Origin of the sequence: Pseudomonas sp., from assembly GCF_049645325.1 — a bacterium.
Lineage (GTDB): Bacteria > Pseudomonadota > Gammaproteobacteria > Pseudomonadales > Pseudomonadaceae > Aquipseudomonas.
In genome coordinates, this window is the sequence record NZ_JBARTQ010000616.1 from 1 (window position 1) to 2,787 (window position 2,787).

The 2,787-nt window shown below is 59.8% G+C and carries 3 protein-coding genes; 1 reads left to right on the top strand and 2 read right to left on the bottom strand.

All coding sequences use genetic code 11. The features are described from left to right. Positions 1-82: 82 nt before the first annotated feature. Together WBB95_RS25935 and lgt are read right to left on the bottom strand one after the other, a co-directional pair. Positions 83-916 (bottom strand): thymidylate synthase, encoded by an 834-nt coding sequence (locus WBB95_RS25935; RefSeq protein ID WP_424490170.1) that lies wholly within the window; start codon positions 914-916, stop codon positions 83-85. 54 nt (positions 917-970) lie between these two features. After that, entirely contained in the window at positions 971-1,783 is an 813-nt protein-coding gene (gene lgt, locus WBB95_RS25940) for a prolipoprotein diacylglyceryl transferase (protein WP_424490171.1), read from the bottom strand. A gap of 215 nt (positions 1,784-1,998) precedes the next feature. Between lgt and WBB95_RS25945 the strand changes: the two genes are divergently transcribed. After that, positions 1,999-2,745 carry an NRDE family protein gene (locus WBB95_RS25945; protein WP_424490172.1) on the top strand — a complete coding sequence of 249 codons (747 nt, stop codon included), beginning with the start codon at positions 1,999-2,001 and terminating at the stop codon, positions 2,743-2,745. The last annotated feature ends 42 nt before the right edge of the window (positions 2,746-2,787 follow it).

Sequence of the window (2,787 nt, forward strand, 5' to 3'; positions counted from 1 at the left end):
CGGTAGATCAGTCAATGTTTCCGGTGACTGACACATTGCTTTCGCGAGCAAGCCCGCTCCCACATTTAGCCCGAGGCTACCTTTAAATAGCCACGGCAGCCTTGATGCTTGGGTCGGCGTCGTAACCCACAATTTCAAAGTCTTCGAACTTGTAGTCGTAAATCGACGCAGGTTTGCGCTTGATCACCAGTTCCGGCAGCTTCTTCGGCGTGCGCGCCAGCTGGGTGCGGATCTGCTCCATGTGGTTGCTGTAGGCATGCGTATCGCCGGTGGTGACGATGATCTCGTGCGGGATCAAGTCGCACTGCTGGGCGAGCATATGGGTCAGCAACGCCAAAGCGGCGGTGTTGTACGGCAGGCCGAGGAACACATCGGAACTGCGGATGTACAGCTGCATCGACAGGTGGCCGTCGTGTACAAATGCCTGGTACAACAAGTGGCACGGCGGCAGGGCTTGCTTGCCGTTGCGCGCGTTTTCCTGCGGGCTCTTGGTCTCGTCCGGCAGGTATTCGACGTTCCAGCCGTGGAACAGGATGCGACGGCTGTTGGGGTTGTTCTTGAGCGTATCGACCATGTAGTCGATCTGGTTGATTTTGCCGCCATCCTTGGTTGGCCAAGCGGTCCACTGCTCGCCGTAGACCGGGCCCAGGTCGCCGTCTTCGGTGGCCCATTCATCCCAGATTTTCACGCCGTTTTCGTTCAGCCACTTGATGTTGGTGTTGCCACTCAACATCCAGATCAATTCGTTGGCGATGCTTTTGAAGTGAAGCTTCTTGGTGGTCAGCAGCGGAAAGCCGTCGGCCAAGTTATGCCGATACTGACGGGCAAACACGGCTTTGGTGCCGGTGCCGGTGCGATCGCCCTTGGTCAATCCATTGGTCACGACGTCGTTCAGTAGTTCGAGATATTGCTTCATGTGTTTACCCGTATCGTTGAAGCCGAGGCCACACAATGGCCTCGGCGTTCGAATTTAAAGCGCGGTGTTCTTGATGCCTTGCGGGCGATTGTAAGCCCACCACAGCAGGCCCAGGCCAGCGATGATCATCGGCAGGCTGAGAATCTGACCCATGGTCACCCAACCCCACGCCAGGTAGCCCAGCTGTGCATCCGGCACGCGGACGAACTCGACGATGAAGCGGAAGATGCCATAGAACAGCGCGAACATGCCGGACACGGCCATGGTCGGGCGCGGCTTGCGCGAGAAGATGTAGAGGATAAGGAACAGCGCCACGCCTTCCAGCGCGAACTGGTAAAGCTGCGACGGGTGGCGCGGCAGTTGCGCCGGGTCGCTGAATGGCGGGAATATCATCGCCCACGGCACGTCGGTTGGCTTGCCCCACAACTCGGCATTGATGAAGTTACCGATGCGCCCGGCGCCAAGGCCGATCGGCACCATCGGCGCAACGAAGTCCATCAGTTGGAAGAACGACTTGCCATTGCGACGCCCGAACCACCAGGCGGCGATCATCACGCCGACAAACCCACCGTGAAATGCCATGCCGCCCTTCCACACTTCAAAGATCAGCGTGGGGTTGGCGATGTAGGCCGGCAGGTCGTAAAACAGCACATAGCCCAAGCGTCCGCCGACGATCACGCCCATCGACAGCCAGAAAATCAGGTCGGAGAGTTTCTCCTTGGTCCAGGTCGGATCAAAGCGGTTCAGGCGTCGGGAAGCCAGGAACCAGGCACCGCCGATGCCGATCAGGTACATCAACCCATACCAGTGGATTTTCAGCGGACCGATGGCCAGGGCCACCGGGTCGATCTGCGGGTAAGGCAGCATTGCGACTCCTCGTTAATCATTAGTCATGGCGACCGGACCTTGCCCGGGCGCGATTAAGCCTGCGTTACATCAAGAAACTTATTCGCCGAGGAAGCCGACGGTCATCCACAAAGACCGGCATGTTAACGGATGGAAGGCATGCGACCCAACTGGATACGATGGAACGCCTTTGCCTGAGTGGGTAGAGTGGCAAAAAACACAAAAGGGATCGCCTGATGTGCCTGATTGTTTTCGCCTGGCGGCCGGGCCATGCCCAACCGCTGATCGTCGCGGCCAACCGTGATGAGTTCTACGCCCGCCCCAGCCTGCCGCTGGCCCGGTGGCCGGACACGCCCGACATCTACGCCGGGCGCGACCAGGAAGCCGGTGGTACCTGGCTCGGGGTGAACGCCAACGGGCGTTTTGCCGCCCTGACCAATATCCGCGACCCGCACCAACCGCCGGCACGCACCTCGCGCGGGGAACTGGTGGCGCGTTTCCTCAGCGGTTCGGCCTCCATTGAAGACTATTTGGCCGACGTTAACGGCCGTTCGATTGAATATGCCGGGTTTAACCTGCTGGTGGGCACGCGGGATGAGCTGTGGCATTACAACGCCAACCAGACCGCGCCTACGCGGTTGGAGGCCGGGATATATGGATTATCCAACGCCGGGCTGAATACGCCGTGGCCGAAGCTGCTCAAGGCCAAGGCGGCGTTGGGCGGGCTGCTGCAGAACCCGCAGCCACACGCCTTGCTGGAAATGCTGAGCGACCCGCAGACGGCGCCGTTTGCTGATTTGCCGGACACCGGCGTGGGGTTGGCGACAGAAAGTTTGTTGTCCAGCGTGTTTATCGCCAGCCCCAGTTATGGGACGCGGGCGAGCACGGTGTTGATTGTGAATGCGGATGGGTCGCGGCAGATGGTGGAGCGCAGCTTTGGGCCACTGGGGGGCAGGTTGGGTGAGGTAGAGCTCAACATCTAGCCACACTGCAAAACCCATGTGGGAGCGGGCTTGCTCGCGAAA

Excerpts from the sequence above, each read along its gene's own strand:
- WBB95_RS25935 (WP_424490170.1), bottom strand. The coding sequence starts at position 916 with ATGAAGCAATATCTCGAACTACTGAACGACGTCGTGACCAATGGATTG.
- lgt (WP_424490171.1), bottom strand. The coding sequence starts at position 1,783 with ATGCTGCCTTACCCGCAGATCGACCCGGTGGCCCTGGCCATCGGTCCG.
- WBB95_RS25945 (WP_424490172.1), top strand. The coding sequence starts at position 1,999 with ATGTGCCTGATTGTTTTCGCCTGGCGGCCGGGCCATGCCCAACCGCTG.